The following is a 16615-nucleotide window of genomic DNA, read 5'->3' on the forward strand; positions in this document are numbered from 1 at the left end:
CGCTGTCTCCTGTGCATGCGACAGGTGGCGGCGTTCTGATTCAAACCGAAAAAGAGGCGGGATGAACTTCATCGATTCCATACTGGGCGTCTTTTCCAGTGACCTGGCCATCGACTTGGGTACGGCCAATACACTGGTCTTTGTAAAAGGCAAGGGCATCGTCCTCAGTGAACCTTCTGTGGTTGCTGTTCGAACGGATAATCGCACAAAAAACCGCGTCCTGGCAGTGGGTCTGGAAGCCAAGAACATGCTGGGCCGCACCCCGGGAAATATCGTGGCCATCCGTCCCATGCGCGATGGCGTGATTGCCGATTTCGAAGTAACCGAGGCAATGCTGCGCCACTTTATCCACAAGGTTCACAACCGGCGCACCTTTGTCCGACCTCGGATCATCATTGCCGTTCCCTCGGGTATCACCCAGGTGGAAAAACGTGCCGTACGTGAGTCAGCCGAATCGGCCGGCGCCCGCGAGGTGTTTCTTATTGAAGAACCTATGGCGGCAGCCATCGGTGCCGGCCTGCCCATTACCGAACCCACCTGTAATATGGTGGTTGATATCGGCGGGGGAACCACTGAAGTGGCGGTCATCTCCCTGGCCGGCATTGTATACAGCCGCTCCCTGCGGGTGGCAGGTGACAAAATGGACGAGGCCATCATTCAGTACGTGAAACGTAAATACAACCTGCTTATCGGCGAGCGTACGGCCGAGATCATCAAAACCACCATCGGCAACGCCTACCCGGACCCCAATAAAATTGAGACCCTCGAAGTTAAAGGCAGAGACCTTGTGACCGGTATCCCCAAGATTCTGGCCATTGATTCCGAAGAGATTCGGGAAGCCATTTCCGAACAGATCGAGGCCATTGTGGAAACGGTGAAGATTGCCCTCGAACAGACCCCACCGGAGCTGGCCGCTGATATCGTGGACAGGGGCATCGTGCTCACCGGTGGTGGCGCGCTGCTGAAAAACCTGGACAAGCTGCTCAGAGAGGAGAGCGGGCTTCCCATTACGGTTACTGAAGATCCGTTGTCCACTGTGGCCTTGGGGTCCGGCAAAATGCTGGACAGCCTGGAAATCCTTAAACAGATCGTCATTATTTAGCGGGTCCCATGTTTTCCAAAAGGATGATCCTGATTGCCGTGGTGATCGTTCTGGTCGCGGTGAATATCATCCTCCTGACCATAACCGGCAAAAACACCCAGGCCCCTTCCGGTCTGGGCCGGGGTGTACTGGTTATTGTCGCTCCCTTCCAGAAGCAGCTCACCGGTTTTGTTCATTCCGTGAAGAACATATGGAACCAGTATTTCCTTCTGGTCTCCACGGCCAAGGAGAACCTGCAGCTGAAAAAAGCGCTGGGGACGACTTTACAGCAACTCAACCGGTTAAGAGAAACCGAATTGGCCAACGAGAGGCTCCGCCACCTCTTGGGCTTTGAAAATGATATCCCGTTGCCGATGATCGCCGCCCAGGTGATTGGCAGGGACCCGTCTGCCTGGTCAAAGACTGTCATTGTCGACAAAGGAACGCGGGATGGTGTCCGGCAGGGAGCCCCCGCGGTGGTTCCCGAAGGGATCGTTGGTGTGGTCATCGAGGCCTCGGCGAGATATGCCAAGGTGCTCCTGTTGATAGACCCCAACAGTGCCGTCGATGCCCTCGTGCAGCAAACCCGGGTGCGGGGCATCGTAAAGGGCGGCGGTGCTGACTACTGTGTGTTCGACCATGTTCTGCGAAAGCACGCGATCAGCGTGGGGGACACGGTGGTCTCATCGGGTCTGGACGAAGTGTTTCCCAAAGGGCTGCGTGTGGGCAGAATTTCAGAAATCGTGCGCCTGAATGCCGGCATATTCCAAACCGTATCGGTAACCCCGTTCGTGGATTTCGAGATCCTAGAAGAGGTGTTTATCATATCCAAAACAGGTGCCGAAGCGCTTCCCGGCGAGCCATGATTTACGGCTATCATCTAACCATCTGCCTGCTTTTGATTATTTTCCAGACGACGCTGGCGGCGATCGGTGGTCACGTATATCTGTATGACCTGCTCGCTCCGTTCGTCGTTTATCTGGGTGTCCACCGCCTGCCGCGGGAGGCGATTCCTATCCTGGTGCTTGCCGGGCTGGCCATGGACGGCATCTCCGGCGGCGTGTTCGGCGTTCATCTTAGCGCCTATCTATGGATGTATGCTGGCGTGCGCCGGGCCATCCAGTTTCTGCACGTGGGCAATTTCATTCTGCTGCCGGTACTGGTCGCCGGCGGAGTTTTTTTTCAAGGTGTGGTGGTGGCTTTTTCCGCGGTGGTGCTGGCGGCAGCTCCTTGGCCGGTGGAGTCCATGTTCCCCGTGATCTCCAAGCAGGTACTGTGGGGTGTGCTGACCGGTCCTTTTCTGATGCTGCTTTTCATTCGGGGGCAGGCAATGGTAGATCGGGCCGGAAAATCCTATCTAGGGAAAAAAGACCCCTTGAGGACCTCTTGATCAATTACCTGGAAAATGTGGATAGTGAGTGGTTCAATCAGCGGCTTAGTGCAGCCCTGACCGTAGTTGTGGCCGCCTTTGTCGTGTTGATTGCCCGGTTGCTGTTCCTGCAGGTTATAGAAGGCGAAGAACTTCGGCGGCTGTCGGAAATCAACAGTATACGCCTAAAAAGCGTGGATGCACCCCGTGGGTTGATTTATGATACCCATGACCGCCTGCTGGTGGACAACCGGCCTTCCTACGACTTGAGCATTATTATCAAAGACGCCGATCCGTTGGCGCAGACCATCGCAAAGCTGTCCCGGTATTCCGGCATCGACGAAACGCAGCTGCTGGAGAGCCTGGAGAAGGCCAAAGGGACCCAGGCGTTCAAACCCGTAATGCTCAAGCCCGATATCGACAGGGATGCACTCGCGGCCATAGCGGTGAATCGCTGGGACCTGCCTGGCATCGTGGTCAACGTTTCGCCCCGCAGGGATTATATTTACAGCCCCAGTACAGCCCATATTCTGGGTTATATGGGGGAGATCGGCGTCGAAGAATTAAAAAATAAGGCCGACAGCGGCTATAAGACCGGTGATTTTATAGGCAAAAACGGCATTGAACGGGCAAGGGAGCCATGGCTTCGCGGCAAACGGGGCGGTCAGCAGGTGGAGGTCAACGCCACCGGGCAGGTGGTTCGGGTCCTCAATACGGTGGATGCGATCCCCGGTCATAATATTATCTTGTCCATCGACCAGAATCTCCAACTTACAGCGGAGCAGCTGCTGGTGGATAAAGCAGGCGCGGCTGTGGCGGTTGACCCGTCCACCGGACAGGTTCTGGCCATGGCATCGAGCCCCTCATTCGATCAAAATGATTTCATTTCCGGCATCTCCCATGATGCCTGGAACGCGTTGATAACCGATCCGTTGCGGCCTTTTGAAAACAAGGCCATCCAAGCCGAATATCCACCGGCATCGACTTACAAGATCATCGCCGCTGCTGCCGGGCTCGAGGAGGGTGTCATCGATGCAGGCAGCTCCGTCTTCTGCCCTGGGTTTCTTAAATTCGGCAACCGGACCTATCGGTGCTGGAAGAAGTGGGGCCATGGGGATGTGGAAATTTTAAAAGCCCTGAGCGAATCCTGTGATGTGTACTTCTACCGTCTGGGACAGGAGCTTGGTGTGGATCGCCTGGCCTGGTACGCCAGGGCTTTTGGCCTGGGAGAACCCACGGGAATTGATCTGGACCACGAAGCCGGCGGGCTGGTTCCTACTGCCCAGTGGAAGAAAAAACGAACGGGCGTTTCATGGCAGAAGGGAGAGACCCTGTCCATCGTAATCGGCCAGGGCTTTAACCTGACGACGCCCCTGCAGATGGCTATGGTGGCCGCTTCCGTGGGTAACGGGGGCACGCGCTACCGGCCCAAGATCGTCAAGACGATCCGCACCGCGGACGGGAGGACCGTCTATGAGAGCGTCCCCGAGGCGGTGGGGCGGCTGCCAATCAGCGAAAAGAACCTGCAGCTGGTCAGGGAAGGCTTGTTCAAGGTTGTTAACGACCGACATGGGACGGCATGGGCCAGCCGGTTGGAGGGGATGTCCATGTGCGGCAAAACTGGAACTGCCCAGGTCGTGGGACGCAGGGACAATGACGCCGATGGCGCCAGTGAACGTGAGCCAATCAAGGACCACGCCTGGTTTGTGGCTTATGCACCCCGGGATAATCCCAAAATTGCCGTGGCGGTCATGGTCGAGCATGGTGAACATGGATCCAGTGCCGCTGCGCCGGTTGCGGCCGAAATCATCCGGCATTATCTCTCTTCAGGAAAACCCAAGGGCGATGCGTCGCCGGCAGCAAGCCCTGCAGTGTCCAGGGTGGGAGATTGAACTGCCGCAATACAGCAGTGCGTGGGTTGCAGACCGCGTTACGCTATATACCAAGCAGGATGCCGCTCGATTCATCAATGCACGTCCTGCTTGAGGTTTCAGATATGCGCGTCATAGAAATTAGGTAACCATGTTTGACCGACGATTGCTGCAATGCTTTGATTGGGGTTTGCTTGTACTCACCCTCTCCATCGGAGGAGCGGGACTGGTGGTGCTGTTCAGCGCGGTAACCGCTGGTTCCGCCGATGCGAATATCCTGCTGTTCAAAAAACAGCTGATCTGGTACGGCGTCGGGATAGGGGTGATGATCTTTTGTTTTTTGTTTGATTACAAGCATTTTGAACGGTTTGCCAGCTCCATTTACCTGGCATCCATAGGCGCATTGACCGCGGTGCTGTTTTTTGGCAAGTATGTGGGCGGGTCGCGACGCTGGCTGCCCTTGGGGCCCCTTTCTCTTCAGCCATCTGAAATGGCCAAGATTGCCGTTATCATTGTTCTGGCGCGTTATTTCGCCAAAATCATAAACACGGAAGGGCTTACCCTGCGCGACCTGGTGGCCCCTGTTTTTCTCACGGCAGTGCCCTTTGCCCTGATTGTTCAACAACCGGACCTGGGAACGGCGATGGTTATTGCGCTTATTGCCGGGACCATGACGCTATTTGCCAAAATCGAACGCAGGGCGCTAAGCTGGCTGATAGCTACTTTCACCCTGCTTATACCACTGGTCTGGTTTTTTTTGAGAGGGTATCAAAAACAGCGGATTCTGACTTTCTTGAATCCAGACCGAGATCCGCTGGGGGCGGGTTATCATATTATCCAATCCAAAATTGCCATTGGATCGGGGATGCTGACCGGTAAAGGGTTTTTGAAAGGGAGCCAGAACGCCCTCTCCTTCCTGCCCGAACAGCATACCGATTTCATCTTTTCGGTACTGGCCGAAGAGTGGGGACTGATGGGGTCGTTGTCCGTGGTCACACTTTTTTTGATTATCATTGCCTGGGGGTTGAGCATTGCCGGCCGTTGCCGGGATCCTTTCGGTACCATCTTGTCCGTTGGGGTGACCGCCATGATAGCCTGGCAGGCCTTTATCAACATCGGAATGGTCATGGGCCTGATGCCTGTGGTGGGAGTAACCCTGCCGTTCGTCAGCTATGGCGGATCATCGGTCATCACCTTGATGATGGGTATCGGTCTTCTGATGAATGTCAGCATGCGCCGATTTAAATTTGAATAACCGCTGAAGCGGTTCATCGCAGTCGGGGGAAATACAGTGTTCAAAAACCGTAAACAGGGGGAGGCGATGAAAAAAAAAGAGCACGCGGACCATATCTCTACGCTGCTGGGAGTCGGGACCGCCATCGAGGGAACCCTGGTGTTCAAGGACACCATTCGGCTGGATGGAACGGTCAATGGAAAGATAATCTCGGAAAAGGGGACGGTGATTATTGGTGAACGCGCGGTTGTGGAAGCGCAGATCCGGGTGGGCACCGCCATCGTCAAGGGGACGGTAAACGGTCATATCCAGGCCACCGAGCGCATCGATGTCTATCCGCCGGCGAAAATTACCGGAGATATCCAGGCTCCGGTCGTTTCCATTGATACAGGTGTTTTTTTTAACGGCAACTGCAGAATGAAAAACCCGGAATCAATGCCGCAAGATCCAGTACAAACCAGCGAAAAACAGTCCGAAAATAAACCCGGGTGATGGAATAATTTTTAAAAAACCTTTGACAATTCAGCGACCCTGATGGTATAGACCGCCGGAGTTCGCGCCTTTCGTAACTTACATCATTCACAGACAATATATAATTTTTGGTTATATCCAATCCTACTTCAACGGAGGCCCTTAGATGGTAAGCGTCGATGGTTCCATAGTTTTGCAGATCGTTAATTTTTTGCTGTTGATCTGGATTTTGAATATGGTGCTCTACAAGCCAATTCGAAAAATCCTGCTGGCGCGAAAAGAAAAAATGGCTGGACTGCGGTCTGATATTGACGGTTCGGCACAGCAGGTCAAATCAAAACAAGACGCATATGCCGAGGGGGTCCGTCAGGCGCGGGCCACCGGACAGAAGGAGAAGGAAACCCTTCTTCAGGCTGCCTCGGAAGAGGAAAAAATGATTATCGGCAAAATCAACCTTGCCGCACAGGCTGAACTAAAGGTGGTCAAGGAACGGATCGCCCAGGATATGGGCACGGTTAAATCAGCGCTTGAAAATGAAATTGACGCTTTTGCAGATGCGATCGGACAAAAAATATTGGGGAGGATTGCTTAATGAAATTTCCATTATTCAGCGGGAGGCGCAACCATCTTGCCCGGTGGATCTTGCCACTGACCATGGCTGTGCTCCTTTCGTTCGGCGGCGCTGTCGTGCTTGCGTCCTCAAGCGGGGGGCAGGGTGAGGCATCCGCTGACGGCGGACACGGTGATGCGGGCACCAAAGGATGGGTGAAAACAGATACCTATCGGGTGATGAATTTTGCCGTATTGGCCATCGGACTTTTTCTGGTCCTTAAAAAGCCCGTCTCCCAGGCGCTGGGCGGGCGCATCCAGGGAATCAAAGAGCAACTGCAAGAACTTGAGGAAAAGAAAATCGCGGCTGAAGCCAGGCTTGCTGAGTATGCGGCCAAAATGGCCGCGCTGGACAAGGAAGCCCAAGCCATTCTGACCGAGTACGTGCAGCAGGGTGAAGATGCCAAGGCCAGAATTCTGAAGGAAGCCGAGGCCGCTGCCGAAAAGCTCAAAGAACAGGCCAGCAAGAATATCGAGAACGAATTCTTACAGGCCAAGGCTGAGCTCAAGGCGCAAATCGTGGAAAAGGCGCTGGCCAAGGCCGAGGCGATCATCAAGGAAAGGATCAATTCGGAAGACCAGGAAAAGCTGGTGGATGAATACTTAGAGAAGGTGGTGGCATAGTGAAAAATTTGGCGATTGCGAGGCGGTACGCCAAGGCGCTCCTGCTGATCGGTAAGGAGGATGGGCAAACCAACACGTACCGCGAAGAACTGGGTACTTTTGCAAAGCTGATCGAGCGGGAAAAGAGCCTCGAGCAGGTGCTGAACAATCCCCTCTACGACGCGGAAGGTCGAAAAAAGGTCCTGACAGGCGTAATTGATAAAATGGAAATGTCTCAGACCATGGCCACATTTCTCCATTTTCTATTCGACAAGGGCAGAATCGGGTTTTTGGGCAGCATTAGCGAATTTTTTCAAAAGTTTGCCGATGAGCTCAAAGGTGTCGCCCGGGCCAGCTTGGTTTCGGCTGCGGAGCTTTCAACCGAAACCGTTGATAAAATTCGGTCGGCCCTGTCCAAACGGACAGGTAAGGATATCATTCTGGAGGTTGAGCAGGATCCGGAACTGATTGGCGGCATTGTGACCCGCATCGGTGATCTGGTTCTGGACGGCAGTGTGAGGACGCAGCTGCTCAATATGAGAGAATCTTTAAAAAGGGGTGAGCGTGTCTAATGGAACTAAGAGCTGAAGAAATAAGTCAGATCATCAAAGCGCAGATCACGGATTACGACAAGAAGATCGAACTGAGCGAAACCGGAGTCGTTCTTTCGGTGGGCGACGGCATTGCCCGGGTGTACGGCCTTGAAAAAGTCATGGCCCTCGAGCTGGTGGAGTTTCCCGGCGGCATCCTCGGACTGGTGCTCAACCTGGAAGAGGACAACGTGGGTATCGCCATCATGGGTGAGGACACGGGCATCAAAGAGGGCGACATGGTCAAGCGGACCGGCAAGATCGCTCAGGTGCCCGTAGGCGAAGCGGTGCTTGGCCGTGTGGTTTCCGGTGTGGGTGAGCCTATCGACGGCAAGGGCGCCATCGACACCACGGAGACCCGCCGCGTGGAGATGGTGGCCCCCGGTGTTATCGCCAGAAAATCGGTGCACCAACCCTGCTACACCGGCCTCAAAGCGGTCGATGCCATGACCCCGGTGGGCAAGGGCCAGCGTGAGCTGATCATCGGCGACCGCCAGATCGGCAAGACCGCAGTCGCCGTTGATGCCATCCTGGCCCAGAAAAATACCGACGTATTCTGTATTTACGTGGCCTGCGGGCAGAAAAAATCAACCGTTGCCCAAGTGGCCGCCATTCTCGAAAGGGAAGGGGCCATGGAATACACCACCATTGTCGCCGCCTGTGCCTCCGATCCGGCGACCCTGCAGTATCTGGCCCCCTACGCCGGATGCGCCATGGGTGAGTATTTCCGCGACAAAGGCCAGCACGCCCTGATCATTTACGACGATCTCTCCAAACAGGCCGTCGCCTACCGTCAGATCTCCCTGCTGCTCAGACGGCCACCGGGACGTGAAGCCTACCCCGGCGACATTTTCTACAACCACTCCAGGCTCCTTGAACGTTCCGCCAAGCTCAGCGACGAACTCGGTGCCGGTTCCCTGACGGCCCTGCCGATCATCGAAACCCAGGCCGGCGACGTGTCGGCTTACATTCCGACCAACGTGATTTCCATCACCGACGGCCAGATATATCTGGAGCCGGCGTTGTTTTTCGCCGGCGTCCGCCCGGCGATCAACGTCGGTCTATCGGTTTCCCGCGTTGGTGGTGCCGCTCAGACCAAGGCCATGAAGAAAGTGGCCGGCACCCTGCGCCTGGATATGGCCCAGTTCCGTGAACTGGAGGCTTTCGCTGCCTTCGGCAGCGATCTGGATGCCGCCACACAGCGGCAGCTCACCCGTGGAGCGCGTCTGGTGCAGGTGCTTAAACAGCCCCAGTACAAGCCCCTTTCCCACGAAAAGCAGGTAACCATCCTGTATGCGGCGACCCGTGGGTTTTTAGACCAGTTCCCCATCGACGTCGTCGCCAAATATGAAGCCGGTCTCTATCCTTTTGTTGAAGAGCGATATCCGCAGATTTATTCCAAACTGGAAGAGGCTCAGGATATCACCGAAGAGATAGAGGGTCTGCTCAAAACTGCCCTTGGGGCATATAATGAAGAATTCAAAGACACCATCAAATAAGGTTGTTGGGAACGATCTTGGTAACACGGTTGAACGCAGACCACATGTGATGAGGACGTAAACTTTATGCCAACGTTAAAGGAAGTCCAGTTAAAAATCCAGGGTGTCAAGAAAACCAAGCAGATCACCAAAGCCATGAACATGGTGGCAACCTCACGGTTGCGTGGTGCCCAAGGGGCGATGGATGGATTTCGCCCCTATGCCGAAAAGTTTTCTGAAGTCCTTGGCAGCCTGGCCGATAAGGCCGGCGAGGAAGCCAGCCCGTTGTTGATTCCCAAAGAAAACGTCAAGAAGATCCACGTGGTCTTGTGCACGTCGGACAGGGGATTGTGCGGCGGATTTAACATCAACCTCACCGATCGAGCAAAAAACCATCTCAAAAACAACCCGAACGCCGGCGCAGAATTTTCTTTTACCTGCTTCGGCAAGAAGGGACGGGATTGGTGCCGGAAAAACAACCATAAGATCGTCGATGAGCATCTTGGTATCGTCGGCAGCAAGTTCGGGTTCAACGTTGCCTCGACCGCCGGAAAAAAACTGGTGGATGGTTTTATAGACGGTCAATACGACGAAGTCTACCTCGTCTATGCTGAATTCGTGAGCATGGCCAAGCAACTCCCGGTGGTGCAGAAACTGCTGCCGATACCGCCCATCGAAAATGATGAAACGGAAGAAGTCAGTGCTGCAGGGTACCAGGCCGAACACATCTGTGAACCATCGCCGGAAGAGCTGCTTGGTGAACTGCTGCCGCGCAACGTTTATGTTCAAATTTTCCGGGGGCTGCTGGAAACATCCACCAGCGAACACGCCGCCCGGATGACCGCCATGGATAACGCCACCAAGGCATGTAACGATATGATCGACAGTTTGACACTGGCTTACAACAAAGCCCGACAGGCAAGCATTACTGCGGATCTGATGGATATTGTCGGCGGCGCCGAGGCCCTCAAGGGGTAAAACACATTTTAGGAGGCTGTAAATGGCACAGAATATTGGTAAAATTACGCAGGTTATGGGGCCTGTCGTAGACGTTGAGTTCGAACAGGGGCAGTTGCCGAATATCCTCACTGCGCTGCTGATCACCAACCCGACGATCAATGACGAAGAAGACAACTTGGTGATCGAGGTTGCCCAGCATCTCGGCGACAACGTGGTACGTACCATCGCCATGGATGTTACCGATGGTCTGGTTCGTGGCATGGCGGTAAAAGATACCGGTGCTCCCATTATGATGCCCGTGGGCGAAGCCAGCCTGGGTCGCGTGCTTAACGTGGTAGGACGTCCGGTGGACGGTCTGGGACCGGTCAGCCAGGAAAAGATGATGCCTATCCACCGCCCGGCACCGCTTTTCACCGAACAGGATACCGAGGTCCGCGTACTTGAAACCGGCGTCAAGGTGATCGACCTGCTGGTACCCTTTCCCCGGGGTGGAAAAATGGGGATGTTCGGTGGCGCCGGGGTGGGAAAAACAGTTATCATGATGGAGATGGTCAACAACATCGCCATGCAGCATGGTGGTATTTCCGTGTTTGCCGGTGTAGGTGAGCGTACCCGTGAAGGCAACGACCTGTACCACGAAATGAAGGAGTCCGGGGTTCTTCCCAAAGCGGCGCTGGTATACGGTCAGATGACCGAACCCCCGGGCGCGCGTGCCCGGGTGGCGCTTTCCGCGCTCACCTGCGCAGAATACTTCCGCGATAAGGAAGGCCAGGACGTGCTGATTTTCATCGATAACATCTTCCGTTTTACCCAGGCTGGGTCCGAGGTGTCGGCGCTACTTGGTCGTATGCCATCCGCGGTTGGTTATCAGCCCACATTGGCCGTTGACCTTGGTGGTCTTCAGGAGCGCATCACCTCAACAGACAAAGGGTCCATTACTGCCGTACAGTGTGTTTACGTTCCGGCCGACGACTTGACCGACCCGGCTCCGGCCACAACCTTTGCCCATCTCGACGGTACCGTGGTGCTCTCCCGTCAGATCGCCGAGCTTGGTATTTACCCCGCCGTGGATCCGCTGGACTCAACCTCCCGAATTCTTGACCCCATGGTCATTGGTGAAGATCACTATTTGACCGCCCGGCGGGTTCAGACCATGTTGCAGAAATACAAAGAGCTGCAGGACATTATCGCCATTCTTGGCATGGAAGAGCTCTCCGACGAGGACAAGCTTACGGTGCAGCGCGCCAGAAAAATTCAGCGTTTTCTCTCCCAGCCGTTCCATGTTGCTGAAACCTTCACCGGTAAAGCCGGCAAATACGTAAAGGTTGAAGATACGGTTCGCGCGTTTAAAGAGATCTGCGAAGGAACCCACGACAACGTTCCTGAGCAGGCTTTCTATATGAAGGGCGGCATCGAGGAAGTGCTGGAAGCGGCCAAGGAAATGGCCGAGGCTTAATGGAGAGAAAGAGGCAATAAATGGCTGAAAACATAAGACTCGAAGTGGTTACCCCCGAAAAGTCCGTTGTCAGTGAACCTGTACAGATTGTAATGGCACCGGGTTCGCTGGGAGAATTCGGTGTGCTTCCCGGTCATACCCCATTTCTGACGACATTAAAAACCGGCGCTTTGAAATATAAGGATGCGAGCGGCCGCGAACGCTTTGTTTTTGTCAGCAGCGGATTTGCCGAGGCCCTGCCCGACCGGGTAACGGTGCTGGCTGAATCTGCGGAGAGACGTAAGGATATCGATATCCAGCGGGCCAAGGCAGCTGCTGAGCGTGCTGAAAAACGCCTCCGGGCCCAGGCCAGAGAGCAGGATATTGATTTTCTCCGCGCCAAGGCGGCACTGCTGCGCGCGATCAGCAGGATCCAACTCGCTGAGACACGTTAAATCGCATGCAGGGGGTTGGGTCAACTGCTGCTCTGCAATGACGGTCGCGCAATAGCTTTTGGCCAGAACGTCAGCAAGCAACAAGGGGCAAACCGGATTCGGTTTGCCCCTTTTCCGTCAATTTAAAGCAGGCGGTTCAGATTTAAGCATCGACGGTATAGTGGGCGATCAAAAAGCAGGCAGCCAGCACGGTCGAATTCGAAAGCAGTGAATTCCCTTGACTTAAAAACGGTTGGCTGTTTATATTAACCCTACAAGGAAATAGATAAAATGCTGGATATAGAAGCAATACTACAACAATTCGAACTTATTGAACAAAAAGTAGAGCAGGTTGTTCAGGCACGCAAGCAACTGCAGAAGGAAAACGAAGAGCTGTCCAACCGCATCGGACAACTTGAGTACCAGATGCAGGAAAAAGCCGAGGCCGAAAAAGAGCATGAGGAACTGACGGGACTCGTCAGAGCAAAAATTGACAGCCTTATCGGAAGATTGGAAGGGATTAACGAGGATTAGACAGCTGACCTGCGGGAATATTTAGGAACGGACGCTAATTGGATCAGACGGTTACACTGCAAATATTTGGTCGTAAGTTTACCTTTCAGACAGAGTCCGGTGTGCCTGACGCAAAAAAAGTGGCGACGCTTTTTGAGGATGCTGTTAGGAAGGTTCAATCCCAGTTCGCCGGTAAAGCGGTCAATGTCGACCGCGAAACGATTTTGGTCCTGACAGGCCTGAATATTGCCAGCGAACAGTTTAAGCTCGAGGAACATTACCGTCAGGTTTTTAATCGCATGACCGAAAAATCTGCAGTGGTTCTCAATGAACTGGAAAAAGCGATTTCTTAACGCATTAAAGCGGAAATATCACCGAGGTAATCCCGTGTCGCCGCCGAAGCGATGACCGGTGTTAAGATGTTTTTTTGTAATCCTGATTGAAAATAGCGTACGGTATTGACCCCTGCCGTGTTCGTGATTGGACGGTGAACTTTGACCCAACACTCACTAATCGGGAACCTTCACTAGTTTTGGTGAGCAAGTTCTGCATGTACAGAAAAGCCTAAAGAAACTACAAGGTGCCCACTTGATCCTTTGGATCAAAGACCTGCCAACACGGCACAATGGCGGGGGTTCCCTTCCCGCTTAAGCCCCTCCTTTGCCCTCTTCCACGCAAAGCCCGGCACGCTTGGACGCTCTGTGTTTATTCATAACGCGCAACATGGGCATCATCTGGTTGTCAGGTGATGAACCTCTAAATATATCTACTGTTTAGCAAGTGGAGATTCGCATGGACATATATACCATTGTTATCGCAGCGATAGCAGCCGTCGTCGGCTGCGTCGCCGCTCTGTTGTTGAAAAGCCTGCTGGGATCAAAAAAGCTGAACGATGCCGCGAATGACGCTCAAAAAATCACATCATCGGCAAGGGCCGAAGCGGAAAGTGTGATCAAAGAGGCGGGAATTGAGGCCAAGGATCTGCTTTTCAAAATGAAAAGCGAATTCGAATCCGAAGCCAAAGAAACGCGTTCGGAACTGAAAAAGCTTGAGCATCGGCTGATCCAAAAAGAGGAAAACATCGACCGAAAGGCTGAATTAATTGACCAACGCGAAAAGGAAATCACCGACAAGGAACAAAATATTTATGATCGCGACAAGATTCTTGCTCAAAACGAAGCCGAATACAAATCACTGCTGGCGGAACAAAAAACCCAGCTGGAGCGGATCTCCACCCTGACTGCTGATCAGGCCAAAGAGCTTTTGATCCGCGCCATGGAAAATGAGGCCCGCTACGAGGGGGCCAAGCTGATCAAACGCATCGAAAACGAGGCCAAAGAGGAGGCCGATAAAAAGGCCAAAAAAATAATTGCCACTGCCATCCAGCGGTATGCCGGCGATTTTGTTGCCGAACGTACAGTTTCCGTTGTCCAACTGCCTGGCGATGAGATGAAAGGGCGGATCATTGGTCGCGAAGGGCGCAACATTCGGGCGATCGAGGCCGCCACAGGAATTGATCTGATCATTGACGATACGCCCGAGGCCGTAATCCTTTCCGGCTTCAACCCAGTTCGCCGCGAGGTCGCGCGTTTATCTCTGATCAAGCTTATTTCAGATGGCCGCATTCATCCCGCCCGTATTGAGGATGTGGTGAAAAAGGCCGGGCAGGAGGTGGACACGGCCATTAAGGAAGCGGGTGAACAGGCTGCTTTCGATCTGGGTGTTCACGGCATACATGCCGAATTGATAAAATATTTAGGACGATTGAAGTACCGCACCAGTTATGCCCAGAATGTGCTTCAGCATTCAGTTGAGGTCGGTGTGTTGTGTGGTATCATGGCAGCTGAATTGGGATTGAAAGAGAAAATCGCCCGACGTATGGGACTGCTTCACGATATCGGCAAGGCCATCGACCACGAAGTCGAGGGACCCCATGCGGTGATCGGATCGAAGCTGGCTAAAAAATTTGGCGAATCAGCAGGCGTTGTTCATGCAATTGGTGCACATCATGAAGATATTCCCCCGGCTACCGTTTACGCCTTGCTGGTGCAAGCGGCAGACGGTCTTTCCGGTGCGCGTCCCGGGGCCAGAAAAGAGTTGCTTGAAAACTATATCAAGCGCATTGAGGATCTCGAAGGTATTGCCAATGGGTTCAAAGGGGTGGCAAACACGTATGCGATTCAAGCGGGCCGAGAGATTCGCGTGATTGTGGAAAGTGATAAAGTGTCGGATGAAGAATCGGTTCTGTTGAGTCGCGATATCGCCAAAAAGATTGAAGAGTCACTGACCTTTCCCGGACAGATCAAGGTTACGGTTATCCGAGAGACGCGATCGGTTGAATACGCCAATAAATAAAATTGCGGCTGTCGCCGTTGGCGTTAAATTTCAGAAGGTAATCTGCAATGGAAAATGTTCTCGATGTGCTCAGTGACCGTGGGTTTATCGATCAGACAACCCACGATGATGAATTGCGCAACTATCTAGGATCTGAAAAGGTGACCGGTTATATCGGGTTTGACCCGACTGCTTCCAGCTTACATGTGGGGAGTCTGGTGCCCATCATGTCGCTGGCGCACATGCAGCGTAATGGCCATCGCCCCATCGCTCTGGTCGGAGGAGGCACGGGCCTGGTGGGGGACCCAAGCGGAAAAACGGAGATGCGCAAGCTGCTCACGGAGGCAGATGTGGTTGCCAACGTGGGGGGGCTTAAAAACCAACTATCCAGGTTTATTGATTTTTCAGAAGATCGTGCCATTCTGGTTAACAACGCGGACTGGCTCACCAAACTGGAATATATCCCCTTTTTAAGGGATATCGGGCGACATTTTTCGGTCAATCGCATGGTTAAGGCGGAAAGCTACAAAATGCGCCTGGATTCTGAAGAGGGGTTGAGTTTCATTGAGTTTAACTACATGGTTCTCCAGGCGTACGATTTTCTTGAGTTGCGCAAGCGTTACAACTGCTGTTTGCAGATGGGGGGTAGTGATCAGTGGGGAAACATTGTGGCCGGCGTCGATCTGATTCGACGGGTCGAAGGTAAAAATGCCTATGGTATTACTTTCCCGCTGATTACCACCGCCAGTGGCGCCAAGATGGGCAAGACCGCTGCGGGGGCCGTCTGGCTCGATCCTGATCGTACCTCCCCTTACGACTATTTTCAGTTCTGGGTGAATACGGATGATCGGGATGTTATGCGCTTCTTGGCCCTGTTCACCTTTTTACCCATTGAGGAGATCCGCAGTGCGGGTAGCCTTGAAGGAGCAGCGCTCAATTCGGCCAAGTCCATTCTCGCCTTCGAGGCGACCCGTTTGGCCCACGGCGAGGGGGAGGCGCTGAAAGCCTGCCAGTCCGCCATATCAATGTTCGGTGCCAGGCGGATTCCGAATGCCCTGCTGCCTTCCAGTACCATTCCAAGGGGCCATGACGTGTCTGATGATGAAACGGTTCCCCAAGCTGAAATGCCCATCGAAGTTTTTGTAGCGGGGATACCTTGTTTCAAACTGTTCCACAGCGTCGGCCTGGCCGACTCATCCGGCGCTGCCAGGCGGTTGATTCAGCAAGGCGGTGGATATTTGAATGGTCGCCGTCTGGAGCGCTTTGATGAAATGGTAACCTGCAATGATATCAACGATATGCAACTATTGCTGCGGGCAGGGAAAAAGAATTTTTTCAGGATTCGAATTAAAAACTAAAATAGGCGTTGACAACGGCATCAGGGCCGTGTAGATAGCGCTTCGTTTTTCAGGAATACCAGATGTGCCGCTCATTGTGATTAGAAATTTAGTTATTGACAGCAAGCATTGAGATGGTATATTTAAGCTTTTCGTCAGCGGATGAAAGGCGACGATTTTGATCTTTGAAAACTAAATAGTGACAGGTTATAAGAGTTGGGTCTCTTTAAGTCAATTTGTTACGCGAGTAACATTGGATAGTTTAATTGGAGAGTTTGATCCTGGCTCAGAATGAA

At 53.4% G+C, this 16615-nt stretch carries 17 protein-coding genes and 1 other RNA gene; all 18 read left to right on the plus strand.

The features are described from left to right. Positions 1-61 precede the first annotated feature (61 nt). The 18 genes from R6V78_RS16780 to tyrS all read left to right on the plus strand — a co-directional run bounded on the left by R6V78_RS16780 (position 62) and on the right by tyrS (position 16340). Positions 62-1102 (plus strand): rod shape-determining protein, encoded by a 1041-nt coding sequence (locus R6V78_RS16780; RefSeq protein WP_410290535.1) that lies wholly within the window; start codon positions 62-64, stop codon positions 1100-1102. An 8-nt stretch (positions 1103-1110) separates the two neighbouring features. Further along, positions 1111-1947 (plus strand): rod shape-determining protein MreC, encoded by an 837-nt coding sequence (gene mreC / locus R6V78_RS16785; RefSeq protein ID WP_410290536.1) that lies wholly within the window; start codon positions 1111-1113, stop codon positions 1945-1947. Continuing rightward, positions 1944-2471 (plus strand): hypothetical protein, encoded by a 528-nt coding sequence (locus R6V78_RS16790; protein WP_410290537.1) that lies wholly within the window; start codon positions 1944-1946, stop codon positions 2469-2471. The genes mreC and R6V78_RS16790 overlap by 4 nt, the downstream gene beginning before the upstream one ends. Further along, entirely contained in the window at positions 2468-4342 is a 1875-nt protein-coding gene (gene mrdA / locus R6V78_RS16795; RefSeq protein ID WP_410290538.1) for a penicillin-binding protein 2, read from the plus strand. Before R6V78_RS16790 ends, mrdA begins: the two co-directional genes overlap by 4 nt. A 130-nt stretch (positions 4343-4472) precedes the next feature. Beyond that, entirely contained in the window at positions 4473-5576 is a 1104-nt protein-coding gene (gene rodA, locus R6V78_RS16800; RefSeq protein ID WP_410290539.1) for a rod shape-determining protein RodA, read from the plus strand. A 66-nt stretch (positions 5577-5642) separates the two neighbouring features. Further along, on the plus strand, positions 5643-6047 hold the full coding sequence (locus R6V78_RS16805; protein ID WP_410290540.1) for a polymer-forming cytoskeletal protein: 405 nt from the start codon (positions 5643-5645) through the stop codon (positions 6045-6047). Positions 6048-6192: 145 nt separating this feature from the next. Then, on the plus strand, positions 6193-6618 hold the full coding sequence (locus tag R6V78_RS16810; protein WP_410290541.1) for an ATP synthase F0 subunit B: 426 nt from the start codon (positions 6193-6195) through the stop codon (positions 6616-6618). Beyond that, positions 6618-7259 carry a hypothetical protein gene (locus R6V78_RS16815; protein ID WP_410290542.1) on the plus strand — a complete coding sequence of 214 codons (642 nt, stop codon included), beginning with the start codon at positions 6618-6620 and terminating at the stop codon, positions 7257-7259. Before R6V78_RS16810 ends, R6V78_RS16815 begins: the two co-directional genes overlap by 1 nt. Then, complete coding sequence (locus R6V78_RS16820; RefSeq protein WP_410290543.1) at positions 7259-7810, plus strand: F0F1 ATP synthase subunit delta; 552 nt, start codon at positions 7259-7261, stop codon at positions 7808-7810. Before R6V78_RS16815 ends, R6V78_RS16820 begins: the two co-directional genes overlap by 1 nt. After that, complete coding sequence (atpA, locus tag R6V78_RS16825; protein WP_410290544.1) at positions 7810-9327, plus strand: F0F1 ATP synthase subunit alpha; 1518 nt, start codon at positions 7810-7812, stop codon at positions 9325-9327. The genes R6V78_RS16820 and atpA overlap by 1 nt, the downstream gene beginning before the upstream one ends. Positions 9328-9393: 66 nt before the next feature. Continuing rightward, positions 9394-10284, plus strand: a complete 891-nt coding sequence (gene atpG, locus R6V78_RS16830; protein ID WP_410290545.1) for an ATP synthase F1 subunit gamma — start codon at positions 9394-9396, stop codon at positions 10282-10284. A 22-nt stretch (positions 10285-10306) separates the two neighbouring features. Beyond that, on the plus strand, positions 10307-11722 hold the full coding sequence (atpD, locus tag R6V78_RS16835; RefSeq protein ID WP_410290546.1) for a F0F1 ATP synthase subunit beta: 1416 nt from the start codon (positions 10307-10309) through the stop codon (positions 11720-11722). A gap of 20 nt (positions 11723-11742) precedes the next feature. Next, positions 11743-12156 carry a F0F1 ATP synthase subunit epsilon gene (locus R6V78_RS16840; RefSeq protein WP_410290547.1) on the plus strand — a complete coding sequence of 138 codons (414 nt, stop codon included), beginning with the start codon at positions 11743-11745 and terminating at the stop codon, positions 12154-12156. A gap of 270 nt (positions 12157-12426) precedes the next feature. Next, on the plus strand, positions 12427-12669 hold the full coding sequence (locus R6V78_RS16845; RefSeq protein ID WP_410290548.1) for a hypothetical protein: 243 nt from the start codon (positions 12427-12429) through the stop codon (positions 12667-12669). Positions 12670-12707: 38 nt separating this feature from the next. Next, positions 12708-13001, plus strand: coding sequence for a cell division protein ZapA (locus R6V78_RS16850; protein ID WP_410290549.1), 294 nt, complete (start codon positions 12708-12710; stop codon positions 12999-13001). Positions 13002-13107: 106 nt separating this feature from the next. Continuing rightward, positions 13108-13287: non-coding RNA, 6S RNA (gene ssrS / locus R6V78_RS16855), on the plus strand. A gap of 153 nt (positions 13288-13440) precedes the next feature. Next, entirely contained in the window at positions 13441-15003 is a 1563-nt protein-coding gene (gene rny, locus R6V78_RS16860; protein WP_410290550.1) for a ribonuclease Y, read from the plus strand. 47 nt (positions 15004-15050) lie between these two features. Further along, complete coding sequence (tyrS, locus tag R6V78_RS16865; RefSeq protein ID WP_410290551.1) at positions 15051-16340, plus strand: tyrosine--tRNA ligase; 1290 nt, start codon at positions 15051-15053, stop codon at positions 16338-16340. Positions 16341-16615: the final 275 nt, after the last annotated feature.

The organism is Desulfosarcina sp. (assembly GCF_046496365.1).
Taxonomy (GTDB): domain Bacteria; phylum Desulfobacterota; class Desulfobacteria; order Desulfobacterales; family Desulfosarcinaceae; genus Desulfosarcina.

Bases quoted from the DNA above. Each gene is read 5' to 3' on its own strand.
- R6V78_RS16780 (WP_410290535.1), top strand. From the start codon at position 62: ATGAACTTCATCGATTCCATACTGGGCGTCTTTTCCAGTGACCTGGCC.
- mreC (WP_410290536.1), top strand. From the start codon at position 1,111: ATGTTTTCCAAAAGGATGATCCTGATTGCCGTGGTGATCGTTCTGGTC.
- R6V78_RS16790 (WP_410290537.1), top strand. From the start codon at position 1,944: ATGATTTACGGCTATCATCTAACCATCTGCCTGCTTTTGATTATTTTC.
- rodA (WP_410290539.1), top strand. From the start codon at position 4,473: ATGTTTGACCGACGATTGCTGCAATGCTTTGATTGGGGTTTGCTTGTA.
- R6V78_RS16805 (WP_410290540.1), top strand. From the start codon at position 5,643: ATGAAAAAAAAAGAGCACGCGGACCATATCTCTACGCTGCTGGGAGTC.
- R6V78_RS16810 (WP_410290541.1), top strand. From the start codon at position 6,193: ATGGTAAGCGTCGATGGTTCCATAGTTTTGCAGATCGTTAATTTTTTG.
- R6V78_RS16815 (WP_410290542.1), top strand. From the start codon at position 6,618: ATGAAATTTCCATTATTCAGCGGGAGGCGCAACCATCTTGCCCGGTGG.
- atpA (WP_410290544.1), top strand. From the start codon at position 7,810: ATGGAACTAAGAGCTGAAGAAATAAGTCAGATCATCAAAGCGCAGATC.
- atpG (WP_410290545.1), top strand. From the start codon at position 9,394: ATGCCAACGTTAAAGGAAGTCCAGTTAAAAATCCAGGGTGTCAAGAAA.
- atpD (WP_410290546.1), top strand. From the start codon at position 10,307: ATGGCACAGAATATTGGTAAAATTACGCAGGTTATGGGGCCTGTCGTA.
- R6V78_RS16840 (WP_410290547.1), top strand. From the start codon at position 11,743: ATGGCTGAAAACATAAGACTCGAAGTGGTTACCCCCGAAAAGTCCGTT.
- R6V78_RS16845 (WP_410290548.1), top strand. From the start codon at position 12,427: ATGCTGGATATAGAAGCAATACTACAACAATTCGAACTTATTGAACAA.
- rny (WP_410290550.1), top strand. From the start codon at position 13,441: ATGGACATATATACCATTGTTATCGCAGCGATAGCAGCCGTCGTCGGC.
- tyrS (WP_410290551.1), top strand. From the start codon at position 15,051: ATGGAAAATGTTCTCGATGTGCTCAGTGACCGTGGGTTTATCGATCAG.